This window comes from Arthrobacter sp. Y3221087 (genome assembly GCF_059089905.1).
In genome coordinates this window covers 1,821,895-1,845,752 of record NZ_JBNHFE010000001.1, presented here as the reverse complement: position 1 = coordinate 1,845,752, position 23,858 = coordinate 1,821,895, and the positions used below count along the sequence as shown (strand labels likewise).

The following is a 23,858-nucleotide window of genomic DNA, read 5'->3' as shown; positions in this document are numbered from 1 at the left end:
GTACCCATGCCGTAGGGTCTTAGCGTGAACTGGTTTGAGGTGGCCCTGCTGGGCCTAGTGCAGGGACTGACCGAATTTCTTCCAATTTCTTCTAGTGCGCATCTGCGGATCGTGGGTCAATTCCTTCCCAACGCCGCTGACCCGGGAGCAGCCTTTACCGCCATCACCCAACTGGGTACCGAAACGGCCGTGCTGGTGTATTTCTGGCGGGACATCGTCCGGATCGTCAAAGCCTGGGCAGGTTCTCTGCGTGGACAAGTGTCCCGGCAGGATCCCGACGCCCGGATGGGCTGGCTGGTCATCCTGGGCAGCCTTCCCATCATCGTGCTCGGCCTGCTGTTCCAGGATCAGATCGAGTCGGTGCTGCGCAGCATGTGGATCGTGGCCACCATGCTCATCGTCTTCGGCCTCTTCCTGGCCATCGCTGACGCGGTCGGGAAGCAGAAGCGCGACCTCAACCACCTCACCTACAAGCACGGCATCCTCTACGGATTCGCGCAGGCCATGGCACTGATTCCCGGCGTCTCCCGGTCCGGCGGCACCATCACGGTCGGCCTGCTCATGGGATATACCCGTGAGGCCGCGGCGCGCTACTCCTTCCTTCTCGCCATCCCCGCAGTATTCGGCAGCGGGCTCTACCAGCTATACAAGGTGGTCTCCAAGGAGGGCATCACCGGACCCTACGGACTGCCTGAAACGGCCCTGGCGACGGCCATCGCCTTCGTGGTGGGCTACATCATCATCGGCTGGTTCCTGAAATTCGTCTCCACCCGCAGCTACCGCCTGTTCGTCTGGTACCGCATATTGCTGGGCCTGGGCCTGTACCTGCTGCTCGGTTTCGGAGTCATCAGCGCCTAGCACTAGGCTTGGTGTGTGAAATCCTGGTCTTCCCGCCCCGTTCCTGCCCTGCCCGGAAGCATGCCTGCCATCCGGTTGTTCGATACTGCGGCAGGCCGCGAGGTGGAGCTTGAGCCTGAGGCCCGGCCGTCCATGTACGTCTGCGGCATCACCCCTTACGACGCCACGCACATGGGCCACGCAGCCAGCTACGTGGCCTTCGACCTGCTCAACAGGGCGTGGCGCGATTCTGGCAAGGACGTCTCCTACGTCCAGAACGTGACCGACGTCGACGATCCGCTGCTGGAACGGGCCACGGCCACCGGAGTGGACTGGCGGGACCTCGCCGCCAGCCAGATCGAGCTGTTCCAGACAGACATGGAGGCGCTCAACGTCCTCTCCCCGGACCATTACGTGGGTGCGGTTGAATCCATTGGACTGATCGTGCCCGAGGTGGAGCGGCTGGTCAGCCTCGGCCTGGCCTACACGGTTGAAGGCACCAACGGGGAGCCGGATGGTGACGTCTATTACGACGTCGAAGCGGCCGGCAAGCAGTCTGTGGCACCGGGAGCATGGAGCCTGGGCAGCATTTCGGGACTGCCGGAGAGCGAAATGCTGGAGCTTTTCGCGGAACGCGGCGGCGATCCCGGCCGTGCAGGAAAGCGCCAGGCCCTTGACCCGCTGCTGTGGCGCGTGGCACGCGACGGCGAGCCGAGCTGGCCCGGCGGCAGCCTCGGCGCGGGCCGGCCCGGCTGGCACATCGAATGCACAGTGATCGCGCAGAAGTACCTGCCGTCCCCGTTCACCGTCCAGGGCGGCGGCTCTGACCTGATCTTCCCGCACCACGAAATGGGCGCCGGCCACGCGTTCTCGCTCGCGGGTGTGCCGCTGGCCAGGCACTTCGCGCATGCGGGCATGGTGGGGCTCGACGGTGAGAAAATGAGCAAGTCCAAGGGCAACCTGGTGCTGGTTTCCAAGCTGCGGGCCGCAGGGGAGGACCCCGGCGCCATCCGGCTCGCCATCCTGGCCCACCACTACCGCTCCGACTGGTCCTGGACTGACGAAAGCTTTGGCGCTGCGAAAGCCGACCTCGCGGCCTGGCGCCGGGCCCTCGAGCACGCCCCGTCAGGTTCCGCCGAACCGCTGATCTCCGACATGCGGGCTGCGCTGGCCGCTGACCTTGACGCACCGGCGGCCGTTGCCGCAGTGTCGCGGTGGGCACGCGAGGCGAACGACGGCGGTGCTGCCGCCAGCCCCGCCGACCGGGACCTCGTGAAGGATGCGGTGGACGCCCTCCTGGGCATCCGGCTCTAGGCCTTCACACAGGATTCCGGGGCTTACCAGCAAAGGGACTTGACGGGAACGTTTTTCCCGTCAAGTCCCTTTGTATCGCGTTATACGGGGTCAGGGCCTGTCCTGGCCCCGTCTCTTCAGGTAGCGCTCGAACTCGCGGGCAATGGATTCCCCGGTTGCTTCCGGCAGGTCCGCGGTGTCCTTCGCTTCCTCCAGCTGACGGACATACGCTGCGATCTCGGGGTCTTCGGTGGCAAGTTCGTCCACGCCCCGCTCCCAGGCATCCGCTTCCTCTGCCAGCTCGTGCGTATCCAGCGGCACCTGGAGCAGTTCCTCGATCCGGTGCAGGAGGGCCAGCTGTGCCTTGGGTGACGGCGCCTGCGCCACATAGTGCGGTACGGCGGCCCACAGCGAAACGGTGGGAATGCCCGCCAGGAGCGCCACCTCGGCCAGAACGCCCACAATGCCCACCGGACCTTCGTACTGCGAGGCTTCAAGGTTCATGCGTTCCCGCAGCGGCGCATCGTCCGAGGACGTGCTGACCGGGATGGGCCGGCTGTGCGGGACGTCCGCCAGCAAGGCACCCACCAGCACCACATAGTCAACGTTCAGCGCTTCCGCATGCACCAGCAACTCGGCCGTGTAGGCGCGCCATTTATAGGACGGCTCCGTACCCTGGACGAAGATAACGTCCACATTGGAGTTGGGTGCGCTTGCCTTGTAGATACGGGTGGAGGGCCACTTGATCTTGCGTTCGCCGGCGGCATTCCTGCGGACCGTAGGGCGGGTGAACTGGAAGTCGTAATACTCATCGGCGTCTATGGACGCCACCTTCTTGCCACCCCACAGCTTGTTCAGGTAGCGCAGCGAATCGCTGGCCGCCTCCCCGGCGTCGTTCCAGCCTTCAAAGGCGGCAAGCATCACGGTTACGCGTTCCCCGTCAGCCACGGGCTGCAGGAACCGTTCCCGCTCGGGTCCGGCACCCGGTGCGTCGGTGTCTCCCTCGAAGCTATTCATTTCTTCACCCTACGTCCAAGGTGCTTCCCCGCGCATGACTGAAGCGCCGCAAATCACCGGATACACATCCAGCGGCCGGGAACCATCCCGGATTCGGCCAAGGGCGTAAGCCCACAGGGTCCGCCCAGCAAGTCCCCGTAGACTGGGCACATGCGATCGCTTGCCTCCAGTTCCCCGCTCAAAGCCGTCCTCTGGGATATGGACGGGACCATCGTGGACACCGAGCCCTACTGGATCGCCGCGGAGCGCGCACTCGTGGAAGCCCATGGCGGCTCATGGTCCCATGAACAGGCCATGCAGCTGGTGGGTCAGTCCCTCACGTTTTCGGCGGGGCTCCTCCAGGAGGCCGGGGTCCGGATGGGGATCCGCGAGATCATCGACAGCCTTACCTCCACGGTCATCAGCAGCGTACGGCAGCAGGTACCCTGGCGGCCCGGTGCAAGGGAACTCCTTGAGGAGCTTCACCAGGCCGGGGTCCGGTGCGCCCTGGTCACCATGTCCGAGGGCCCCCTCGCGCGGCAGGTGGTGGAAAGCCTGCCCCGCCCGTACTTCGAATTCCTCGTGACCGGCGATACCGTGTCCCGGGGAAAACCCCACCCCGAGGCCTACCTCACGGCCGTAGAGCGGCTGCAGGAACGCGACCCGGACCTGGGCATCCAGCATTGCGTGGCGCTCGAGGACTCGGCGCCGGGCGTGGCAGCAGCCGTTGCCTCTGGGGTGCCCACAGTGGCAATACCCCACATTGTTCCGCTGCCGGAGGACAGCCGCTATACGGTGTGGGACTCCCTTTCCGGCCGGTCCCTGCCTGACCTGGAGGCCCTCCTGCCAGCAAGCCAGGCCCTTGCCGCGGGCAGCGCAGGGGAGCCGGCCTCCGCCGTCGGACATGCCCGTGACTGAGACCCCCACTCCAGTGCGCCGCGAAGGCATCCCGCTCGGCAGGATCGCCGGCGTGCCCGTGGTGCTCGCCTACTCGTGGTTCGTCATCGCCGCCTTCACAGTGATCGCTTACGGCCCGGTCCTTGGCCGCAGCAACCCCGCCCTCGGCGCCAGCGCCTACATCATTGCGTTCGCCTACGCAGTCCTGCTCCTGATTTCCGTGCTTGTCCACGAACTGGCCCACGCCCTGACGGCCAGGATCTACGGCTGGCCCACGCAGAAGATTGTCCTTAACCTCTGGGGCGGCCACACCCAGTTCGAAAGCTTCACCGCTTCGCCGGGAAGGTCGGTGCTGGTGGCCCTGGCCGGGCCTGCAGCCAACTTTGTGCTGGCCGGCGGCGCCTGGCTGCTGCTTTCCTCTGCGACGCTGGGCAGTGTGGCGGATATCCTCATCAACATTTTCATGTGGGCCAACTTCCTGATCGCCGTTTTCAACGTGCTGCCCGGGCTGCCGCTCGACGGCGGCCGGCTGGTGGAGTCTGCAGTCTGGAAAGCCACCGGAAGCCAAGCCAAGGGAACCATCGCCGCCGGCTGGGGCGGCCGCATCATCGTGATCGCCATTGCGTACTGGTTCCTTCTCCGCCCCCTGCTCGCCGGCGAAGAACCTGAATTCAGCCTGGTCCTGATCACCGTCCTGGTGGGAGGGTTCCTGTGGATGGGCGCCTCCGCTTCAATCCAGCAGGGCACGCTCCGCAGCCGGCTGCCACTGGTCAGCGCGCAGGCCCTGGCGAGCCCCGCCGTCGGACTTCCCGCTACCGCGACGGTCCAGGACGCACTGCGCCACGGGGCCGCGGGACAAAGCTTCGTGGTGGTGTACGGACCTGACGGCCGGCCCCAGGCTGTGGTGGATGCCACGGCACTGGCTGCCGTTCCGCCTGCTGCCGCCCCTTCCACCCCCGTTACAGCAGTCTCCTTTGCGCTGGCCCCCGGCGCCTACGTCCCGGAATGGGCGAAAGGACAGGAGCTCATCACCTTCCTGTCCCAGGTGGCAGGGCACCACTACGCCGTGATCGACCATAACGGCAGGGTCACCGGCCTGCTCTCGCAGGAGGCGGTGCTGACAGCCATCACCGGGAAGCGGCCGCGGCCCGATAGGCGCCCGCAGGGCCAGAACCGGTAGAGTTACCTGCCGGTGTGCATCGCCGCCGCAGAAGCCACCATGTCTGCCACAGGACATCTCTGCGCGGCCCACAGGTTTACAGGAGCGAGGAACATCATGAGCAGCGAAACCGCCGTCAACGACGCCACAGCAGCAGCCGGGTCCGGCGCCGCCGCCGGCAGCTCGCAGCCGGTGGGAGCGGCCAGGCGCCGCGGGCCGTTCCGGGAAGGCGAACGCGTCCAGCTCACCGACGAGCGCGGACGCATGAACACCGTCACCCTTGAGCGCGGCGGCGCGTTCCACACCCACCGCGGCTTCCTCAACCATGACGACATCATCGGCAAGGTGGACGGCTCCGTGGTGGTCAACAACGTTGGCCAGCAGTACCAGACCCTGCGCCCGCTGCTCTCCGACTTCGTGCTGTCCATGCCGCGGGGCGCGGCCGTCGTCTACCCCAAGGACGCCGGCCAGATCGTCACCATGGCGGACATCTTTCCGGGCGCCCGCGTGGTGGAAGCAGGTGTGGGCTCAGGCGCCCTCTCCATCTCCCTGCTCCGCGCCGTAGGCGACCAGGGCTACCTGCACTCCTTCGAACGGCGCGAGGAGTTCGCGGACATCGCCCGCGGAAACGTGGAAACCATCTTCGGCGGCCCGCACCCCGCATGGCAGATCTCCCTCGGTGACTTCCAGGAGGAAGTGGTCCGCAGCGAGGCGCCCGGCTCAGTGGACCGCGTGGTCCTGGACATGCTGGCACCTTGGGAGTGCCTCGACGCCGTCGCCACCGTCCTGGCCCCCGGCGGCGTCTGGATCAATTACGTCGCCACGGTCACCCAGCTTTCCCGTACGGCCGAAGCCATCCGTGCAGATGGGCGTTTCACCGAACCGGACGCCTGGGAGTCCCTGGTCCGCGGCTGGCACCTCGAGGGACTGGCCGTCCGCCCCGACCACCGCATGGTGGCCCACACCGGTTTCCTCCTGGTCACGCGCAGGCTGGCCGACGGCGTCACCGGCATCTCGGTCAAGCGCCGCCCGTCAAAGACCGAATTCAACGAAGAAGACGTCAACGCCTGGACGCCCGGCGCCGTGGGGGAGCGGCTGGTGTCCGACAAGAAGCTGCGCCGCGCCGCCCGCGACGCGATTGCCGGCACCAATGTCAAGGACGGCCCGGAGGTCACGAACTAGTCCACATTTCGGGAGTCGCCATCCCTACCTGCCTTCTTGGGGCTAATGTCTTAATAGAAGCGCAGGAAGGGGCTGATACAAATGGAGACTCCAAACCAGGACTCCGGACGTACACCGGCAGAGCAGTCTGCCGCCAATGACCTCTCGGTTGCCGACCGCCAGGTCAACATCCTCCGGGACAAGCTCAGGCACATCGACCGACAGTTGGCTGCCGCAACGCAGAACAACACCAAGCTGGTCAGCATGCTTGAGACCGCGAAAGCCGAGATCCTCCGGCTGAAGAACGCGTTGGACCAGGAAGGACAGCCGCCGTACAGCTTCGGCACCATCCTCCAGCTGAACCCCAAGCGCCCTCCGGCGCCCGGCAGCAGCGGGCAGGCTGCCACGGAGGAATCCGCTGACATCTTCAACGCCGGCCGGAAAATGCGCGTCGGCATCAGCCCGCTGGTGAACATCAACCAGCTCGCCGTGGGCCAGGAAGTCCTGCTGAATGAAGCACTCCTCATCGTGGCCGGCCTCGGCTACGAACGGGCCGGCGAACTGGCCACGCTCAAGGAAATGCTCGGCGCCGACCGCGCCCTGGTGGTGGGCCGCGCCGACGAAGAACGGGTGGTCCGCCTCTCCGGCGCCCTCCTTGCTGAGAAACTCCGCGTGGGCGATGCGCTCTCCATCGATTCCCGGACCGGGTACGCGCTGGAAAAGGTGCCCCGCTCCGAGGTGGAAAACCTCGTCCTGGAAGAAGTCCCGGACATCACCTACGAGGACATCGGCGGTCTCGGCCCGCAGATCGAACAGATCCGCGACGCCGTCGAACTTCCGTTCCTGCACCCGGACCTCTACCGGGAACACGGGCTGAAGGCGCCCAAGGGCATCCTGCTCTACGGGCCTCCGGGCTGCGGCAAAACCCTCATCGCCAAGGCCGTTGCCAACTCCCTCGCCGCCCGCGCCGCGGAGCGCTCCGGCAACGTGGACCTCAAGAGCTACTTCCTGAACATCAAAGGTCCGGAACTCCTGGACAAGTACGTCGGCGAAACCGAACGGCACATCCGCCTCATCTTCTCCAGGGCACGGGAAAAGGCCTCGGACGGCAGCCCGGTAGTAGTGTTCTTCGACGAGATGGATTCGCTGTTCCGCACGCGCGGCACCGGCATCTCCTCCGACGTCGAAACCACCATCGTGCCGCAGCTGCTGAGCGAAATCGACGGCGTGGAGCGGCTGGACAATGTCATTGTCATTGGCGCGTCCAACCGCGAGGACATGATCGATCCGGCCATCCTCCGGCCCGGCCGGCTGGATGTCAAAGTCAAGATCCACCGTCCGGACGCCGAAGCGGCGGCCGATATCTTCAACAAGTACATCACCACCGACCTGCCCTTCCACGAATCCGACCTGGCCGAGCACGACGGCGATGTCCAGGCAACGGTGGACGCCATGGTCCAGCGGACGGTGGAGGCCATGTACTCCACCGACAAGTCGAACGAATTCCTGGAAGTCACCTACGCCAACGGTGACACCGAGATGCTGTACTTCAAGGACTTCAACTCCGGCGCCGTGGTCCAGAACGTTGTGGACCGCGCCAAGAAGTACGCCATCAAGGACCTCCTGACCACCCACCAGAAGGGGCTCCGGATCGAGCACCTGCTGCGGGCTGTCGTGGACGAATTCCGTGAGCACGAGGACATGCCCAACACCACCAACCCCGATGACTGGGCCCGGATCTCCGGCAAGAAGGGCGAGCGGATCACCTACATCCGCACCATCGTGCAGGGCAAGGCCGGCCAGGAGCCTGGCAAGTCGATCGAAACCATGCCCACCACGGGACAGTATCTATGACGGCTGCACCGGAACCCGCCGCCGGGGGAGCACTTCCCGCCGGCGGGGCCATGCGGGTGATGGGCGCGGAAACTGAATACGGCATCCATGCCCCGTCCGCGCCCTCCGCCAACGCAACCATGATGAGTGCCCGGGTGGTCCAGGCCTACGCCCAAGTCACCCGACAGCGCGCGGCCGGGGGCGCCGAAACGCGCTGGGACTACACGGACGAGGAGCCGCTGCACGACGCCCGCGGCTGGACCGTGGACCGCGGCGCGGCACACCCCAGCCAGCTGACCGACCAGCCGCCCGTCCTGGACGCGGAGGCGGTAGCCCTGGCGTACGGCCGTGAAGAACTCGAACTCGACGGGCAGGACGAGTCCGGCACGCTCCTGATGAACATGGTCCTCGGCAACGGTGCGCGCCTGTACGTGGACCACGCCCACCCCGAGTATTCGAGCCCCGAGGTCACAAACCCGCGCGACGCAGTCACCTGGGATGCCGCCGGCGACCTGGTGGGGCTGGCGGCCGTGCGGCGGCTGGCCGCGGACCCTGACCTCCCGCCGGTAAACCTGTACAAGAACAACACGGACAACAAGTCCGTGTCCTACGGCTCCCACGAAAACTACCTCATGCCGCGCTCGGTGCCCTTCGGCGACATCGTGCGGGGGCTGACGCCGTTCTTCGTGACCCGCCAGATCTTTTGCGGGGCGGGCCGGCTGGGGATTGGCCAGGACGCTTCCGCCTCCGGCTACCAGATCAGCCAGCGGGCGGATTTCTTCGAAGCCGAGGTGGGCCTGGAAACAACGATCCGCCGGCCCATCATCAACACGCGCGACGAGCCGCACGCCACCGCGGACAAGTACCGGCGCCTGCACGTGATTATTGGCGATGCCAACCTCAGCCAGGTATCCAACTACCTGAAGTTCGGCACAACCGCCATGGTCCTCAGCCTGATCGAGGCAGGCCTGGCGCCAAAAGTGGAGGTGTACGAACCCGTGCAGGCCCTCCAGACGGTCAGCCATGATACGTCGTTGACGGCAACATTGCGGCTGCTCGACGGCCGGCGGGTCACCGCCCTGGACCTGCAGTGGATGTACCACGAGGCCGCAGCCAAGCTGGCACAGGATACGGGCGTCGGCGATGCCGTGGACGGGGACGGACACACTCATGATGTCCTGGAGCGGTGGGCCACCGTGCTCACCCAGCTGGACAGCAACCGGGCGGCGGCAGCCAGTTCCGTTGAATGGCTCGCGAAGCTCTCGCTCCTTGACGGATACCGCCAGCGGGACAACCTGGACTGGGATGACGCCCGGCTGGGACTCGTGGACCTGCAATGGTCCGACATCCGGCCCGAAAAAGGGCTGTACTACCGCTTCCTTGCGAGGGGCCGTATGCAAAGGATCGTGGACGACGCCGCGATCGCCGCCGCCGTCGGGGAGCCGCCGGGAGACACCCGCGCATTTTTCCGGGGCAAGTGCATCAGCAGCTTCGGCAAGGACGTGGTGGGCGCGAGCTGGGACTCGGTGATCTTCGACGTACCCGGATATGGGCGGCTGCAGCGGGTCCCCACCAGGGAGCCCCTGCGGGGAACCAAAGCCCTCACCGGAGCGTTGTTCGAACGCTACCGGGAAGCGGGTCCCTTCCTCGCAGAGTTGCTGGGACACAATACCGCTCCGCCTGCGGCGTAAACCGCGCCGGACGGCTCCCAGCGTGGCAGGATTGGGATATCGGAGGATCCGTCGGATCCAATGACCAACATAGGGAGGGATAACGATGGCAGGCCAGGAGCAGCAGCAGCCGCTAACACGCGACAGCCAGGTCGACGAGGACATTCCTGAGGCGCCACCCGCACCGCCGGAAGCCCAAGCTTCGGCATCCACGGAAGGCGTGGACGACCTTCTGGACGAGATCGACGGCGTTCTGGAATCCAACGCCGAAGAATTCGTCCGGGCATTCGTCCAAAAAGGCGGCCAGTAACCCGGACCGGACAGGTGGCGGAAGCCCCGGACGGACGGAATCTGTACCGACTTTAGTACTACGTTCAAGGAGTTCATGAGTGCAGGAATCAACCGCCAACCAGGTAGCCGCCAATGCAACCTCGTCCTTTACCGAACATCTGCAGCGGGACCGGCCGGAGCTTTTGCCCTTTAGCCGGAGCCCCCAGGGTGCTGCGTCCGCAGCCGCCCCGCTGCAGGTTCCGCACGCCACCACGATCGTCGCCATGAGCTACGACGGCGGCGTGCTGATGGCGGGGGACCGGCGGGCCACCATGGGGAATGTCATCGCCAGCAGGCACATCGAAAAAGTGTTCCCCGCGGACCGGTTCTCGGTTCTGGGCATCGCGGGGACTGCCGGCATTGCCATAGACCTGACGCGGTTGTTCCAGGTTGAACTTGAGCATTACGAAAAAATCGAAGGCACGCTCCTCAGCCTCGAGGGCAAGGCCAACCGCCTGGGGGCCATGATCCGCGGCAACCTGCCGCTCGCCCTGCAGGGCCTGGCCGTCGTCCCCCTGTTCGCCGGATTCGACACCAGCGCCGGCGTGGGAAGGCTTTTCTCCTATGACGTGACCGGTGGCCGGTACGAGGAGCACGAACACCACAGCGTGGGGTCCGGTTCGGTCTTCGCACGCGGAGCCCTGAAGAAACTGTGGCGGCCCAACCTCACGGCGGCAGAAGCGCTTGCCGTCGCGGTGGAGTCCCTGTACGACGCCGCCGACGACGATTCGGCCACCGGTGGCCCCGACACCGTCCGACAGCTGTGGCCCGTGGTCTATACGGTGGACAGCTCCGGCGCCCGCCGGATTCCCGAGGCTGAACTCGCCGCCGCGGCACGCAACGTCATCGACGCCCGCACCATTGCCGGACGGGAGGCTTGAGATGACGCAGCAGTTTTACGTATCACCCGAACAGCTGATGAAGGACCGTGCGGATTTCGCACGGAAAGGCATCGCCCGAGGCAGGTCCGTGGTGGTCATCAGCTGCGCCGACGGGATAGCGCTCGTGGCAGAAAACCCGTCACCGTCACTGCACAAAATCGGCGAGATCTACGACAAGATCGCGTTCGCCGCCGTCGGGAAATACAACGAATTTGAAAGCCTCCGGCAGGCCGGCGTCCGGTACGCGGACGTCCGCGGATACTCGTACGACCGCGAGGACGTCACCGCCCGCGGCCTTGCCAGCGTCTACGCACAGAGCCTGGGGGCCGTCTTCACCGCGGAGCAGAAACCTTTCGAGGTGGAACTCGCTGTGGCCGAGGTTGGCCCCACCCAGGAGGAGGACCACCTCTACCGGCTGACCTTCGACGGTTCGATCGCCGACGAACACAGCTTCGTGGTCATGGGTGGCCAGGCGGAGAAAGTTTCTTCAGCCATTGAAGGCGGATGGCGCAGCACGCTCAGCTTCTCCGAGGCCGTCCGGCTGGCCCTGTCCGGGCTGGCGCCGGCAGCCGATTCGGATGAATCAGCCAAGGCGATGCCGGCCAGGGCGCTGGAAGTTGCAGTCCTGGACAGGCTGTCCGAGAGTACACGCGGCTCCCGGCGCGCCTTCCGCCGGCTGAATGACGCGGACATCACTGCACTGCTGGCCTAGGAGGAAACATGGACAAGAGAATCTTCGGTATTGAAACCGAGTTTGGGATCTCCTATTCGAGCCCCGATTCCAGGCCTCTTGCCCCGGAGGAGGTGGCCCGGTACCTCTTCCGCAAGGTGGTCAGCTGGGGCCGCTCGTCCAATGTGTTCCTCACCAACGGTTCCAGGCTTTACCTGGACGTGGGTTCCCACCCCGAGTATGCCACCGCCGAATGCGACGACCTTGCCCAACTGATCGCGCACGACCGGGCGGGCGAGCTAATCCTGGACGACCTCGTGGATGAGGCCCAGGCGCGGCTGGCCGCGGAGGGGTTCAACGGCACCGTCTACCTGTTCAAGAACAACACGGACTCCGCCGGCAACTCCTACGGCAGCCACGAAAACTACCTCATCCCGCGCCGCGGTGAATTCTCCCGGCTGGCCGAGATCCTGATTCCGTTCCTGGTCACCCGCCAGCTCATCGCCGGTGCGGGCAAGATCCTGAAGACGCCGCACGGGGCGACGTACGCGTTCTCGCAGCGCGCGGACCACATCTGGGAGGGCGTCTCCTCGGCCACCACCCGCTCGCGCCCCATCATTAACACTCGCGACGAACCGCACGCCGACGCCGAGTTCTACCGCCGGCTGCACGTCATCGTGGGCGATTCGAACATGTCCGAAGCTACTGCCCTGATGAAAGTGGGCACGGTGGACCTCGTCCTGCGGATGATCGAGGCCGGTGTGATCATGCGGGACATGAGGATGGAGAACCCCATCCGCAGCATCCGCGAGATCTCGCACGACCTCAGTGGCAGGGCCTTGGTCCGGCTGGCCAATGGCCGCCAGCTCACCGCCCTCGAAATCCAGCAGGAATACCTGACCAAGGTCACCGCCTTCGTGAAGGAAAACGGTGCCCACAACCCGCATGTCCCGTTGATCCTTGATCTGTGGGAGCGCACGCTCAAGGCGATCGAGAGCGGGGATTCCCGCAGTATCGAGACCGAAATTGACTGGGCGATCAAGAAAAAGCTGATGGACAACTACCGCGAACGCCACGGGCTGGGCCTGGATGCGCCCAGGATTGCGCAGCTTGACCTGACCTACCACGACATTTCCCGCGGCCGCGGCCTGTACTACCTGCTGCAGTCCCGCGGTGCGGTGCGGCGGATCGTGGACGACACCGTCATCAAGGACGCCGTCGACGCCCCGCCGCAGACCACCCGGGCCAAGCTGCGCGGCGACTTCGTCCGGCGGGCCCAGGAACTGGGCCGCGACTACACCGTGGACTGGGTACACCTGAAGCTCAACGACCGTGCCCACCAGACCATCCTCTGCAAGGACCCGTTCAGGAGCGTCGACGAGCGCGTGGATGCGCTTCTTGACTCTATGGGCTGACACCCAGCTTCAGGGTCTATTCTGGATAAGGCCCTTTACCAGGGCCTGCCGCGATCACGGCCGCTGCAACGCGGAGCATCGCATCCATCCTGCCCCGACGAAAGTTCTCTTACGTGCGCCGACTACTAGCAATCCTTCTTCCCGGCCTGCTGCTGCTCACCGCCTGCGGCGGCTCAAACCCCGCAGAGCCGGAACCCACCAGCCAATCCGCTGGCGAGACTGCAAAGTTCGACACCCTTAAACTGACCGACAACGGTGACAAGAAGGCCCCAGGCGTGGAGTTCACCAAGCCGCTCGAGGTGGCCGAACCCACCATCAAGGTGGTCAGCGAAGGCAGCGGGGAAACGGTGAAGGCAGACCAGATCGCCAACATCTCCATCCTTGCCCTCAACGGCACCGACGGCGCCACGCTCGAAGATACGTTCCCCAACGATCCGGAACCCCTGGAACTCAACGAGGAACTGAAAACCGGCAGCCCCGTCATCTACAACGCCTTTGTAGGCACCAAGGTGGGCTCAAGCCTTGCGCTGGCAGTTCCGGGACAGGCTGCCACCGCCGGTGCGGAAGCCCAGCCCACCCAGCTCCTCGTGATCAAGGTCCTCTCGGCCACCGATGTGACGCCGGCGCTTGAGAAGCCGGAAGGCGAGACCGTCACCCCTCCCGCGGGACTGCCCACCGTGACCGAGAAGGACGGCGTACCGGAGATCAACGTCGAAGGCGTAGCCGCGCCCACCGCGCTGGTGTCACAGGACCTCATCAAGGGCAACGGCGCCGTGGTCAAGGAAAGCGACACCCTGACCGTCAACTACGTGGGCGTGACCCTGGCCGGCGGCACCAAGTTCGATTCCAGCTTCGACCGCGGCGAACCGGCAAGCTTCCCGCTGACCGGTGTCATCAAGGGCTGGACCCAGGGCTTGGCCGGCAAGACCGTCGGTTCCCGCGTCCTGCTGGTCATCCCGAAGGACCTGGCCTACGGCGACGCGGGCCAGGGCGAGGCAAAGGGCGATCTTGTCTTCGTAGTGGACATCCTCGGCGCCAAGTAGCAAGACTTACAAGGAGGCCGCAGCCGGCTGGCTTGCGGTACCAACCATCAGCACCCACAAAGGAGCAACCATGTCATTCGGACAGCGGGAATTCGACCGCCAGAAGCCCGAGATCGATTTCCCGGAAGGCGACGTTCCCACCGAACTCGTCATCAAGGACCTCATCGAAGGTGACGGCCGCGAAGCCAGGGCAGGGGACACCGTCTCCACCCACTACGTCGGAGTGGCCTGGTCCACCGGCGAAGAATTCGACGCCTCGTGGGGCCGCGGCGCGCCGCTGGACTTCCGTGTGGGCGTTGGCCAGGTCATCCAGGGCTGGGACCAGGGCCTGCTGGGCATGAAGGTGGGCGGCCGCCGCCGGCTGGAGATCCCCTCCGAGCTGGCCTACGGCTCCCGTGGAGCAGGCGGCGCCATCAAGCCCAACGAGGCTCTCATCTTCGTTGTGGACCTCGTCGGCGTCCGCTGACCCTACAGCTGCTGACGGGCGGCATCGAACGGTTCCGCCCCTTGGAAGCGCGGCAACCGCCGGGACGTTCAGTTCCCGGCAGTTGCCGCGCTTTCTGCGTTCCGCCCGGAGTTTAGTAACGTAGCCAGAGTGTCCGCATCCCGCACTGAACGACTCCTCAATCTGCTGATCGCGCTCCTGAACACCCGGTACGGCCTGCGCCGCAGCGAATTGCGGGAAAAGGTGTACCACGACACCTCTGGCAATGATGTTGCCTTTGGCAGGATGTTCGAGCGGGACAAGAACGACCTGCGCCAGTTCGGCTTCGAGGTGGAAACACTGACGGACCTTGGCTGGAGCGGGGACGATCCCGCCACCACCCGCTACCGCATCGGCAAGGAATCCAACCGCCTGCCGGACGTCCAGCTGGACCCGGAAGAATGGACCGTGCTCCTCCTGGCTTCGCAGCTGTGGGAGCGCGCCGCCCTGGGCACAGCCGCGCAAAGCGCCCTCCGCAAGCTCCAGGCGTCAGGCCGGATGGCTGACGTGGAACTGCCCGCCGGCCTGCAGCCGCGCATCAAGCCCGCCGGGCAGGCCTTCGACGACCTCGTTGCTGCCATGCATGCACGGCACCCGGTCACCTTCCGGTACCTTGCGGGCAGCACCGGCAAGGAGGAAGAGCGGACTGTGGAGCCGTGGGGCCTCGGCAGCAGGTTCGGGCAGTGGTACCTGGTGGGCCACGACCGGGCACGCCAGGCCACACGACACTTCCGCCTGTCCCGCTTCACCAGTGCCGTGGCCACCCTGGACAACGACCAGTACTCGCCCCCGGCCGACTTCAACATCCGCACAGAACTGGACCGCCTCCCCGAACTGCCGCTCCGCACCGCCGTCGTACAGGTGAGGGAGGGCCGCCTGCTCGCCCTGCGGCGCCGCGCCCTGCCGGTTTCCCCTCCCACTGATGGCGCAGGTCCAGCCGCCGGCTATGACCGGATCAGCCTGCACTACCGAGACCCCGAAACTCTCGCCGAGGAACTCGCATCCTACGGCCCTGACGCCGTCGCTGCCGCCCCGGAAGAGCTGGTGGAAGCGGTCCGAAGGAGGCTGCGCGCTGCCGCCGCCTTCAGTGACTCGCCGGCGCCGGACTACTCCTTCCCGCCGGCCCGTGCACGGCAGGCGCGTCCCCGGACCTCCGAGGACCAGCTCAAGCGGATGCTCCAACTGGTTCCGTTCCTGGTGCACAACCAGGGCCTACACATCCAGGACGTGGCACGCCACTTCGGCGTGAGCCGGAAGGAGCTCGAAGACGACCTGCGGATCCTCATCTGCTCGGGGCTTCCGGAAGGGTATCCGGATGACCTGCTGGACATCCAGTGGGAGAACGACCATGTCTTCATCACCCAGGACCTGGACCTCAAGCGGCCGGTCCGGTTCACGGTGGAAGAGGCTTGCGCGCTCCTGACCGGCCTCGAAACCCTCAACGGACTCCCGGGCATCGCCGAGGGCGGCGCCCTTGAGTCCGTTACCCTCAAGCTGCTGGCAGCTGCGGGCGAGGAGGGCCTGCGGGCGGCGTCCCTCGCCGGACCGCAGATGGAACCTGCCGATGCCGCCACCCACGCCACCGTCCGGCAGGCCATCGAATCAGGAGCCCAGCTGCATCTGACATACCTTTCCCCGCAACGCGACAAGGTCACCGAACGTGACGTGGATCCGCTCAGGCTCTACTCCCTCGACAACACCTGGTACTTCGAGGCGTACTGCCACCTGGTGGACGGTTTTCGGAACTTCCGCCTTGACCGCGTCCAGGATGTCCGTCCCAATGGACGGCCCGTGGCGGAGGGCATCACGCCTGCTGCGGGAGTCCCCGCCAAACTCTTCACCCCGAACGACGACGACACCACGGTCACCGTCCAGCTCACCCGGCAGGGGAGGGGGTTGGCAGACGACTACTACGCCGAGCGGACGGCAGAGCTTCCTGACGGCAACCTGGTTGCCGAGATCCGCTTTGGCAACACGGCGTGGCTCCCGATGTTCGTAGCCCAGCACGGCGGTGCGGCGCGGATCCTGGCACCGGAGGATCTGGCGTCAGCGGCGCGGGAGTGGCTGGCGGCGTCGCTGGCCCGGTACGGCGGATAGACTTCTCAGCATGCCTTGGTGGTCCTGGATTCTTTTGTGGGTGGCGCTGGTCGCGCTCTCCTTGCTGTTCTATGTCCTGCTGGGCATCCGCCTCTTCCGCCAGTTCATGGCGACGGTCAAGGACCTGGGGGCGGCGGGGGAAAAGCTGGGGCAGCTGGGCCCGTTCCAGGAGCAGGAGGAGCCGGCAGCAGCGCTGGCCACCATGCCCGGATCCGCGGTTTTTGCCTCGCCTGCCGTCATGCGACATGATTACGAGGCATCCACGTCAGCGCGGCGGGAAGAACGCCGCCGCCGGAGGGTCCAGCGCAAAGCGGACCGGGGCCAGCCGCAGGCGCTCGGGGATCTCGACTTCACATAGAAGTAGGATGTATTTAGAGGAAAGGATTTCCCATGGGAAGACTCTTTGATGGCCCCTGGCCAATCGTCATTATCATCGTCGTCGCGTTGCTTCTCTTTGCCGCGCCCAAACTTCCGGCCATGGCGCGCAGCCTCGGCCAGTCCATGCGGATCATCAAGTCCGAGGTCAAGGAAATGAAGAACGACGGCAAGACCGACACCACCGACGCCTCCGGCCCGGTGGAAGGCACCATCGTGAACCACCCCAAGGCGAAGCCCGGTGAGCCGACAGACGGCACGGACGTCCCGCCGTCGAACCGCGCCTGACCCCCAGTGGCACTGTCGCGGGCCCGTAAAGCCAACCCTGAGGGGCGGATGTCGCTCTGGGACCACCTCAAGGAACTCAAGAACCGGCTGATCAAGTCGGCCATTGGCGTGGTCCTTGGCGGCATTGGGGGCTGGATACTTTACGATCCGCTGCTGAAGGCGCTGGCCGACCCGGTCAACCGCATTTCCCAGCAGACCGGGGGACTCTCGGCGATCAACTTCGGGACCATTGCCTCCCCGTTCGACTTCAAGCTGCAGATGTCGCTCCTCATCGGGGCGGTTATTTCCAGCCCCATCTGGATCTACCAGCTGTGGGCCTTCATCACTCCGGGGCTTACTTCCAAGGAGCGCCGGTACACGCTGGGCTACATGGCGGCAGCGGTTCCGTTGTTCCTCGCCGGAATCTGGGCGGGCTGGCTCGTGGTGCCACAGGTGGTCCGGGCACTGACCCAGTTCACGCCGGACGGCTCGTCGAGCGTGATCGACGCGCGAACGTACATCGAGTTCGTCACCCGGATGGTTCTGGTACTGGGTATCGCATTCCTGGTTCCCGTGGTGCTGGTAGGCATCAACATGGCTGGTGTTATCACCGGCCGCACCATCCTCAAGGCGTGGCGCATAACGGTCTTCCTGGTCTTCGTCCTTGCCGCAATTGCGGCCCCCGGGGCTGACGCCATCTCCATGTTTATGCTGGCGGGCCCGCTGCTTGTTCTTTTCTTCGCGGCCATTGGCATCTGCCTCATGAATGACAAGCGCCGTGACCGCCGCCAGGCCAAGAGGGCGGCGGAAACAGAGGCCACGGCTGACATCGCCACCCCGAGCAGTGAGCTGAAGAACCTCTGAGCTCCCATTAGGCTTGGTGTATGTCCACCAACACCGGGCCGTTTGCTTCAGGCCCATCTTCCAGCGGACCTTCCTCCACGGCTCCCGGCGATGACGAGCTCTCACCGGCGGAACGGTACAGGGCCAGCGCCGAGCGCAGGGCCGAGGCCTCCTCGGACCTCGGAGCGTTCATCCGCACGCTGGACTTTGAGCTGGACGACTTCCAGAAGCAGGCCTGCCGGTCCCTCCAGGACGGCAGGGGTGTCCTGGTGGCTGCACCCACGGGCGCCGGCAAGACCATCGTGGGCGAGTTCGCCATCTACCTCGCCCTGCAGCGGGGCCTCAAGGCTTTCTACACCACCCCCATCAAGGCGCTGAGCAACCAGAAGTTCACAGAGCTGGCCGACAAGTACGGCGCCGAAAAGGTGGGCCTGCTGACGGGGGATACCAGCATCAACGGCGATGCCCCCGTGGTGGTAATGACCACCGAGGTCCTGCGGAACATGCTGTATGCCGATTCCGCCACCCTGGACGACCTGGGCTACGTGGTGATGGACGAAGTGCATTACCTTGCCGACCGCTTCCGCGGTGCCGTGTGGGAGGAAGTGATCATCCACCTTCCCAGCGAGGTCCAGGTGGTTTCCCTCAGTGCCACAGTCTCCAACGCTGAGGAGTTTGGTGCCTGGCTGGACACTGTCCGCGGCGATACCGACATCATTGTGTCCGAGCACCGCCCTGTTCCCCTTTGGCAGCACGTCATGGTGGGCCGCCAGATCATGGACCTGTTCGCCGGCGAAACCACGTTCGACGAGATTGCCCCGCCGGTGGATGCCGACGATCCCGGGCAGTCACAGGTGCAAAGCAACACCAGCACAGGCCGGGGGTTCGATGTGAATCCGGACCTCCTGGCCATTGCCCGCAGCGAGGGCCAGCAAGGCTTCCGGAGCAGGCCAGGCCCGGGAGGCCCGGGACAGCGCGGCCGCCGCGGCAACGACCGCCCTGTCCGGGGAGCCGAACCGAACGGCGTGCGCAGGGCCAGCCGGCCCCAGGTGATCGCCAGCCTGGACAAAATGGACCTGCTGCCGGCCATCACCTTCATCTTCTCCCGTGCCGGCTGTGACGCCGCGGTGGCCCAGTGCGTCGGCTCGGGGCTGTGGCTGACCACTGAGAAGGAACAGCGGATCATCGCCCAGCGGGTGGACGAGGCCGGCTACGATATTCCCCCGGATGACCTGGACGTACTGGGCTTTTGGACCTGGCGGGACGGCCTGCTCCGCGGGTTCGCCGCCCACCACGCCGGAATGCTGCCCACGTTCAAGGAAGTGGTGGAGAAGCTCTTCGCCGATGGCCTGGTCAAGGCCGTCTTCGCAACGGAAACCCTGGCCCTGGGCGTCAACATGCCGGCCCGTTCAGTGGTGCTCGAGAAACTGGACAAGTTCAACGGCGAAGCCCACGTGGATATCACGGCCGGCGAGTACACGCAGCTGACTGGCCGTGCCGGCCGGCGCGGCATCGACGTCGAAGGCCATGCGGTGGTGCTGTGGCAGCCGGGCACGGATCCGACGGCGGTGGCGGGCCTGGCATCCCGGCGCACCTATCCGCTGAACTCGAGCTTCCGGCCAACCTACAACATGAGCATCAACCTCCTGGCACAATTTGGCCGTGCGCGGGCGCGCGAGATCCTGGAATCCTCGTTCGCCCAGTTCCAGGCCGACCGGTCCGTGGTGGGCCTGGCCAGGCAGGTTCGCAGCCGCGAGGAATCCCTCGCCGGCTACGCCAAATCCATGACGTGCCACCTGGGCGACTTCACCGAATACGCACGGCTGCGCCGGGAACTGTCGGATGCGGAAAACGCCACCTCCCGGGCGAAGTCCCGGGCCAGGAAGTCGCTCAGCGACGACTCGCTGGCCCGGCTCCTGCCAGGCGACGTGGTCAACGTCCCGGGCGGCAGGGCGCCCGGCCCGGCCATCGTGCTCAGTTCCGACCACAGCAGCCGGGAACCCCGGCCCGCCGTCCTCACCCTGGACAACCAACTGCGCCGGATCAGCACCGACGATCTGGAAGGCCCTATTTCGCCCGTTACCCGGATCCGGATTCCGAAGTCGTTCAACGCCAAGGTGCCAAAGTCGCGCCGGGACCTGGCGTCTTCAGCCCGGAACGCGCTGCGGGAAAACCGCCCGCCAGCACCGGGACATAACCGCAACAACGATTTCGGCCGCGCCAGCGCCATGCCCAACCAGGAGAAACGCATCGCGGACCTGCGGCGGGCCCTGCGCGCACACCCGTGCCACGGGTGCAGCGAGCGTGAGGACCACGCGCGGTGGTCGGAGCGCTGGTGGAAGCTCCGGCGGGAAACGGATGGACTGGTCAGGCAGATCCAGGGCCGCACCAACACTATCGCCAAGACCTTCGACCGCGTCTGCGATGTCCTCTCCGCCTACGGTTACCTGGAGGACGCCGGGGAGGGGCGGCTGCTCATCAGCCCTGACGGCCAGCGCCTGCGGCGGATCTACGGCGAGAAGGACCTGTTGATCTCCCAGTCCCTGCGGCTGGGCGCCTTCGACGATCTTGACGCGGTGGAAGTCGCAGCCCTTGCCAGTGCCCTGGTGTACCAGGCCAAGCGGGAAGACCGCGGCCTCCGGCCCCGGATGCCCAGCGTCTCCCTGGAGACCGCGGTGGACATCGTGGTGCGGGAGTGGTCGGCGCTGGAGGACGTGGAAGAGGAGAACAAGCTTCCGCTGACCGGCGAACCGGAACTGGGACTGGTGTGGCCCATCTACAAGTGGGCACGCGGCCGGCATCTCCAGGATGTCCTGAGCGGGACGGACCTGGCGGCGGGCGACTTCGTCCGCTGGGTGAAACAGGTGGTGGACCTGCTGGACCAGCTGGCCAAGATCCCCGGCCTTGAACCCCGGCTCGCCCGGCTGTGCGCCGAGGCCATCACCCTGATCCGCCGCGGCGTCGTGGCATATTCCTCCGTCCTCTAACTTTCCCCCGGCCCAACCGCCGGCATGCAATTTCCAGGAGCCCTGCCCCGATATGACCCAGCCCGGTCCCGCAAACCCGTCCCGTCCGCCAGTTGTCCTCTACCGCAACGGTTCCGTCTACAGCGCTGCCGACCCCTTCGCCACCGCCATGCTCGTGGACGGTGGCACTGTGGCGTGGGTGGGCTCGGAGCAGGCCGCCTCGTCCATAGCCGACAATTCCATGGACATCATCGACCTGCGGGGCGCACTCGTCGCGCCCGGATTCGTCGATTCGCACATGCACCTGACCGAGACAGGGATAGCGCTGGAATCCCTGCAGCTGGGCGGAATCTCCTCCGCGCGGGAGTTGCTGGATGCAGTGGCAGCAGCGCCCGGCGACGGACCGGTCCTGGGCCACGGCTGGGATGAGACTACCTGGGCGGACGCCGCCCTGCCCACGGCTGAGGAGCTGGAACGGGCGTCAGCCGGCAGGCCCGTCTACCTCTCCCGGGTGGACGTGCACTCGGCCCTGGTTTCGGCGTCGCTGGCCCGGTCCGCCGGGCTGCAGGACCAGGACGGGTTCGACGGCGGTCCGCGGGTCAGGCGTGCCGCCCATACTGCGGCGAGGCAGGCCGCCCGCCGGCTTCCGGCGGCCGACCTCCGCCGCCACCAGGCCCGTGCCCTGTCCGAGGCGGCCGCCAACGGCTATGTTGCTGTGGCGGAGATGGGCGCTCCGCATATCGGCGGGGCCGACGACCTGCGCCTGGCAGCATCGTGGAACAGCGCATGGCCCGAGGCCCCGTTCGTCCCGGAGGTCCTCGCTTACTGGGGCGAACTTGTGTCCTCGGAAGACCACGCCCGCCGCGTGCTGGACGGATTTGGCTTCGGACTCCGCGGACTGGCCGGCGACCTGAACATTGATGGATCGGTCGGGTCGCGGACTGCCGCCTTGCGGTCCGGCTACAGTGACGCCCCGGACGAAAGGGGCTCGCTTTACCTGGGTGTGAACGAGGCCGCAGCCCACCTCGCCGCCTGTTCCCTGCTGGGCATCCCGGGCGGCTTCCACGTCATCGGGGACGCCGGCCTGGACGCTGCCCTGTCCGCCCTGGACCTCGCCGCCGGGCAGGTGGGGGAGCAGCGCGTACGGGCTGCGGGCCACCGCTTCGAGCACGTGGAGATGGTCGACGCCGCGTCAATCGAAAAACTGTCCCGCTACTCGGTGACAGTCAGCGCCCAGCCCGCGTTCGATGCCGCCTGGGGCGGTGCCGGGGGGCTGTACCAGCAGCGACTGGGGGAGCGGAGTGCTGCCATGAATCCCTTCGCCACCCTCTACGCTGCCGGCGTCCCTGTCTGCTTCGGCAGCGACAGTCCGGTGACCCCGCTGCGGCCGTGGTCCAGTGTCCGGGCGTGCTTGGAGCACCACAACCCCGAGGAGCGGATTTCTGCCCGCGCCGCGTTCCTGGGGCACACCCGTGCCGGCTGGCGGGCGGCCAGATACCACAACCCCATGGCGGGCCAGCTCGTGCCGGGTGCCCCCGCCAGTTTCGCCGTCTGGGAGGTGGAGGAACTGATGGTCCAGGTGGCCGACGGGCGCGTCCAGTCGTGGAGCACCGACCCCCGCGCCCGGACTCCTCTGCTGCCCGCCCTGGATACCGGCAAAGACCCGGTATGCCTGCAGACGGTGCGGGACGGCGTCGAATTGTTCTCCAGCCAGGCACTGCGTTCCTGAGCCTGCACCCCGCCGCCCTATAATGGGTAGCTGCGCCTGCCGGCGGCTAGCCAGGCCGTCAGGTGCACACCGACCGCTCCTCCCAGGAAAGGCCCTTTGTGCGCGTCCTTACGATCATTCCCACCTACAACGAACTGGAATCGCTGCCCAAGACCCTTCAGCGGCTCCGCTCGGCTGTTCCGGCGTCGGATGTCCTGGTGGTGGATGACAACAGCCCTGACGGCACCGGCCAGCTTGCGGACGCTATCGCTGCCGAAGACTCCCAGGTCCACGTCCTGCACCGGAAGGGCAAGGAGGGCCTGGGCGCCGCATACATCGCGGGTTTCAAGTGGGGCCTGGATGCCGGCTACGACGTGCTCGTGGAAATGGACGCGGACGGCTCCCACCAGCCGGAGCAGCTGCCCCAGCTCCTGGAAGCCATCGATCACGGCGCGGACCTGGCGATGGGTTCGCGCTGGGTGCCCGGCGGACGCGTGGTGAACTGGCCGCTGTACCGCCAGGCGATTTCCCGCGTGGGCAGCACGTATGCGCGCCTCATGCTGGGCCTGAAGATCAAGGATGTGACAGGCGGTTACCGTGCGTTCCGCCGGACAACCCTGGAGAAACTTAACCTGGACCAGGTGGACTCCGTGGGCTACGGCTTCCAGGTGGACCTGGCCTGGCGGGTGTCCCGGATGGGCCTGCGCATCGAGGAACGTCCCATCACCTTCGTGGAGCGTGAACTCGGCGCATCGAAGATGAGCGGCAATATCGTTCTCGAGGCCATGGTCAACGTGACCAAGTGGGGGCTCGCTGCCCGCTGGAACGCGCTCACCCGGAAAAAGGCTTCAGCCCAGCCGTAGGCCGCGCGCCGTACGGCAACAAAAAAGGGGGCCGTTCCCGCACAGCAGTGCGGGAACGGCCCCCTTTTGA

The 23,858-nt window shown here is 66.1% G+C and carries 21 protein-coding genes; 20 read left to right on the top strand and 1 reads right to left on the bottom strand.

Features of this window, described 5'->3' with window-relative positions; genetic code table 11:
* Positions 1 to 24 precede the first annotated feature (24 nt).
* Together AC5RUO_RS08785 and mshC are read left to right on the top strand one after the other, a co-directional pair.
* A complete protein-coding gene (locus tag AC5RUO_RS08785) occupies positions 25 to 858 on the top strand; it encodes an undecaprenyl-diphosphate phosphatase (RefSeq protein WP_494009170.1) in 834 nt (277 codons plus the stop codon).
* Positions 859 to 873: 15 nt separating this feature from the next.
* Complete coding sequence (mshC, locus tag AC5RUO_RS08780; RefSeq protein ID WP_494103272.1) at positions 874 to 2,151, top strand: cysteine--1-D-myo-inosityl 2-amino-2-deoxy-alpha-D-glucopyranoside ligase; 1,278 nt, start codon at positions 874 to 876, stop codon at positions 2,149 to 2,151.
* Positions 2,152 to 2,241: 90 nt separating this feature from the next.
* Here the strand turns inward: mshC and AC5RUO_RS08775 are convergent, their stop codons facing one another.
* Positions 2,242 to 3,147 carry a PAC2 family protein gene (locus tag AC5RUO_RS08775; RefSeq protein WP_494009172.1) on the bottom strand — a complete coding sequence of 302 codons (906 nt, stop codon included), beginning with the start codon at positions 3,145 to 3,147 and terminating at the stop codon, positions 2,242 to 2,244.
* Between the two features lie 150 nt (positions 3,148 to 3,297).
* Between AC5RUO_RS08775 and AC5RUO_RS08770 the strand changes: the two genes are divergently transcribed.
* The 18 genes from AC5RUO_RS08770 (at position 3,298) to AC5RUO_RS08685 (ending at position 23,788) form a co-directional block, all read left to right on the top strand.
* A complete protein-coding gene (locus AC5RUO_RS08770; RefSeq protein WP_494103271.1) occupies positions 3,298 to 4,044 on the top strand; it encodes an HAD family hydrolase in 747 nt (248 codons plus the stop codon).
* The gene (locus tag AC5RUO_RS08765; protein ID WP_494009174.1) at positions 4,031 to 5,203 is read left to right on the top strand and encodes a site-2 protease family protein; all 1,173 of its coding nucleotides are present in this window, start codon (positions 4,031 to 4,033) and stop codon (positions 5,201 to 5,203) included. The genes AC5RUO_RS08770 and AC5RUO_RS08765 overlap by 14 nt, the downstream gene beginning before the upstream one ends.
* A 96-nt stretch (positions 5,204 to 5,299) precedes the next feature.
* Positions 5,300 to 6,364, top strand: coding sequence for a tRNA (adenine-N1)-methyltransferase (locus tag AC5RUO_RS08760; protein ID WP_494009175.1), 1,065 nt, complete (start codon positions 5,300 to 5,302; stop codon positions 6,362 to 6,364).
* 81 nt (positions 6,365 to 6,445) lie between these two features.
* Positions 6,446 to 8,197: a proteasome ATPase gene (gene arc, locus AC5RUO_RS08755; RefSeq protein ID WP_494009176.1), complete on the top strand. Its 1,752-nt coding sequence runs from the start codon at positions 6,446 to 6,448 to the stop codon at positions 8,195 to 8,197.
* Positions 8,194 to 9,867, top strand: coding sequence for a depupylase/deamidase Dop (gene dop / locus AC5RUO_RS08750; protein ID WP_494009177.1), 1,674 nt, complete (start codon positions 8,194 to 8,196; stop codon positions 9,865 to 9,867). The genes arc and dop overlap by 4 nt, the downstream gene beginning before the upstream one ends.
* An 85-nt stretch (positions 9,868 to 9,952) precedes the next feature.
* Entirely contained in the window at positions 9,953 to 10,156 is a 204-nt protein-coding gene (locus AC5RUO_RS08745; protein WP_494009178.1) for a ubiquitin-like protein Pup, read from the top strand.
* Between the two features lie 79 nt (positions 10,157 to 10,235).
* Positions 10,236 to 11,057: a proteasome subunit beta gene (gene prcB, locus AC5RUO_RS08740; protein ID WP_494009179.1), complete on the top strand. Its 822-nt coding sequence runs from the start codon at positions 10,236 to 10,238 to the stop codon at positions 11,055 to 11,057.
* A 1-nt stretch (position 11,058) separates the two neighbouring features.
* On the top strand, positions 11,059 to 11,769 hold the full coding sequence (gene prcA, locus AC5RUO_RS08735; protein WP_494009180.1) for a proteasome subunit alpha: 711 nt from the start codon (positions 11,059 to 11,061) through the stop codon (positions 11,767 to 11,769).
* Between the two features lie 8 nt (positions 11,770 to 11,777).
* Positions 11,778 to 13,142, top strand: coding sequence for a Pup--protein ligase (gene pafA, locus AC5RUO_RS08730; RefSeq protein ID WP_494103270.1), 1,365 nt, complete (start codon positions 11,778 to 11,780; stop codon positions 13,140 to 13,142).
* Between the two features lie 113 nt (positions 13,143 to 13,255).
* A complete protein-coding gene (locus AC5RUO_RS08725; protein ID WP_494009182.1) occupies positions 13,256 to 14,185 on the top strand; it encodes an FKBP-type peptidyl-prolyl cis-trans isomerase in 930 nt (309 codons plus the stop codon).
* A gap of 70 nt (positions 14,186 to 14,255) precedes the next feature.
* Complete coding sequence (locus AC5RUO_RS08720) at positions 14,256 to 14,651, top strand: FKBP-type peptidyl-prolyl cis-trans isomerase (RefSeq protein ID WP_494009183.1); 396 nt, start codon at positions 14,256 to 14,258, stop codon at positions 14,649 to 14,651.
* Between the two features lie 129 nt (positions 14,652 to 14,780).
* Positions 14,781 to 16,766, top strand: coding sequence for a helix-turn-helix transcriptional regulator (locus AC5RUO_RS08715; protein WP_494009184.1), 1,986 nt, complete (start codon positions 14,781 to 14,783; stop codon positions 16,764 to 16,766).
* A gap of 10 nt (positions 16,767 to 16,776) precedes the next feature.
* A complete protein-coding gene (locus AC5RUO_RS08710; protein WP_494103269.1) occupies positions 16,777 to 17,124 on the top strand; it encodes a hypothetical protein in 348 nt (115 codons plus the stop codon).
* Between the two features lie 32 nt (positions 17,125 to 17,156).
* Positions 17,157 to 17,429 (top strand): Sec-independent protein translocase subunit TatA, encoded by a 273-nt coding sequence (tatA, locus tag AC5RUO_RS08705; protein WP_009358592.1) that lies wholly within the window; start codon positions 17,157 to 17,159, stop codon positions 17,427 to 17,429.
* A gap of 48 nt (positions 17,430 to 17,477) precedes the next feature.
* On the top strand, positions 17,478 to 18,272 hold the full coding sequence (gene tatC, locus AC5RUO_RS08700) for a twin-arginine translocase subunit TatC (RefSeq protein ID WP_494009186.1): 795 nt from the start codon (positions 17,478 to 17,480) through the stop codon (positions 18,270 to 18,272).
* 20 nt (positions 18,273 to 18,292) lie between these two features.
* Positions 18,293 to 21,238, top strand: a complete 2,946-nt coding sequence (locus AC5RUO_RS08695) for a DEAD/DEAH box helicase (protein ID WP_494103268.1) — start codon at positions 18,293 to 18,295, stop codon at positions 21,236 to 21,238.
* Between the two features lie 52 nt (positions 21,239 to 21,290).
* Positions 21,291 to 22,946, top strand: a complete 1,656-nt coding sequence (locus AC5RUO_RS08690) for an amidohydrolase (RefSeq protein WP_494103267.1) — start codon at positions 21,291 to 21,293, stop codon at positions 22,944 to 22,946.
* Between the two features lie 98 nt (positions 22,947 to 23,044).
* Complete coding sequence (locus AC5RUO_RS08685; RefSeq protein ID WP_494009189.1) at positions 23,045 to 23,788, top strand: polyprenol monophosphomannose synthase; 744 nt, start codon at positions 23,045 to 23,047, stop codon at positions 23,786 to 23,788.
* Positions 23,789 to 23,858 lie beyond the last annotated feature (70 nt).

Bases quoted from the DNA above. Each gene is read 5' to 3' on its own strand.
- AC5RUO_RS08775 (WP_494009172.1), bottom strand. From the start codon at position 3,147: ATGAATAGCTTCGAGGGAGACACCGACGCACCGGGTGCCGGACCCGAG.
- AC5RUO_RS08770 (WP_494103271.1), top strand. From the start codon at position 3,298: ATGCGATCGCTTGCCTCCAGTTCCCCGCTCAAAGCCGTCCTCTGGGAT.
- AC5RUO_RS08765 (WP_494009174.1), top strand. From the start codon at position 4,031: ATGCCCGTGACTGAGACCCCCACTCCAGTGCGCCGCGAAGGCATCCCG.
- AC5RUO_RS08760 (WP_494009175.1), top strand. From the start codon at position 5,300: ATGAGCAGCGAAACCGCCGTCAACGACGCCACAGCAGCAGCCGGGTCC.
- arc (WP_494009176.1), top strand. From the start codon at position 6,446: ATGGAGACTCCAAACCAGGACTCCGGACGTACACCGGCAGAGCAGTCT.
- dop (WP_494009177.1), top strand. From the start codon at position 8,194: ATGACGGCTGCACCGGAACCCGCCGCCGGGGGAGCACTTCCCGCCGGC.
- AC5RUO_RS08745 (WP_494009178.1), top strand. From the start codon at position 9,953: ATGGCAGGCCAGGAGCAGCAGCAGCCGCTAACACGCGACAGCCAGGTC.
- prcA (WP_494009180.1), top strand. From the start codon at position 11,059: ATGACGCAGCAGTTTTACGTATCACCCGAACAGCTGATGAAGGACCGT.
- pafA (WP_494103270.1), top strand. From the start codon at position 11,778: ATGGACAAGAGAATCTTCGGTATTGAAACCGAGTTTGGGATCTCCTAT.
- AC5RUO_RS08720 (WP_494009183.1), top strand. From the start codon at position 14,256: ATGTCATTCGGACAGCGGGAATTCGACCGCCAGAAGCCCGAGATCGAT.
- AC5RUO_RS08710 (WP_494103269.1), top strand. From the start codon at position 16,777: ATGCCTTGGTGGTCCTGGATTCTTTTGTGGGTGGCGCTGGTCGCGCTC.
- tatA (WP_009358592.1), top strand. From the start codon at position 17,157: ATGGGAAGACTCTTTGATGGCCCCTGGCCAATCGTCATTATCATCGTC.
- tatC (WP_494009186.1), top strand. From the start codon at position 17,478: ATGTCGCTCTGGGACCACCTCAAGGAACTCAAGAACCGGCTGATCAAG.
- AC5RUO_RS08695 (WP_494103268.1), top strand. From the start codon at position 18,293: ATGTCCACCAACACCGGGCCGTTTGCTTCAGGCCCATCTTCCAGCGGA.
- AC5RUO_RS08690 (WP_494103267.1), top strand. From the start codon at position 21,291: ATGACCCAGCCCGGTCCCGCAAACCCGTCCCGTCCGCCAGTTGTCCTC.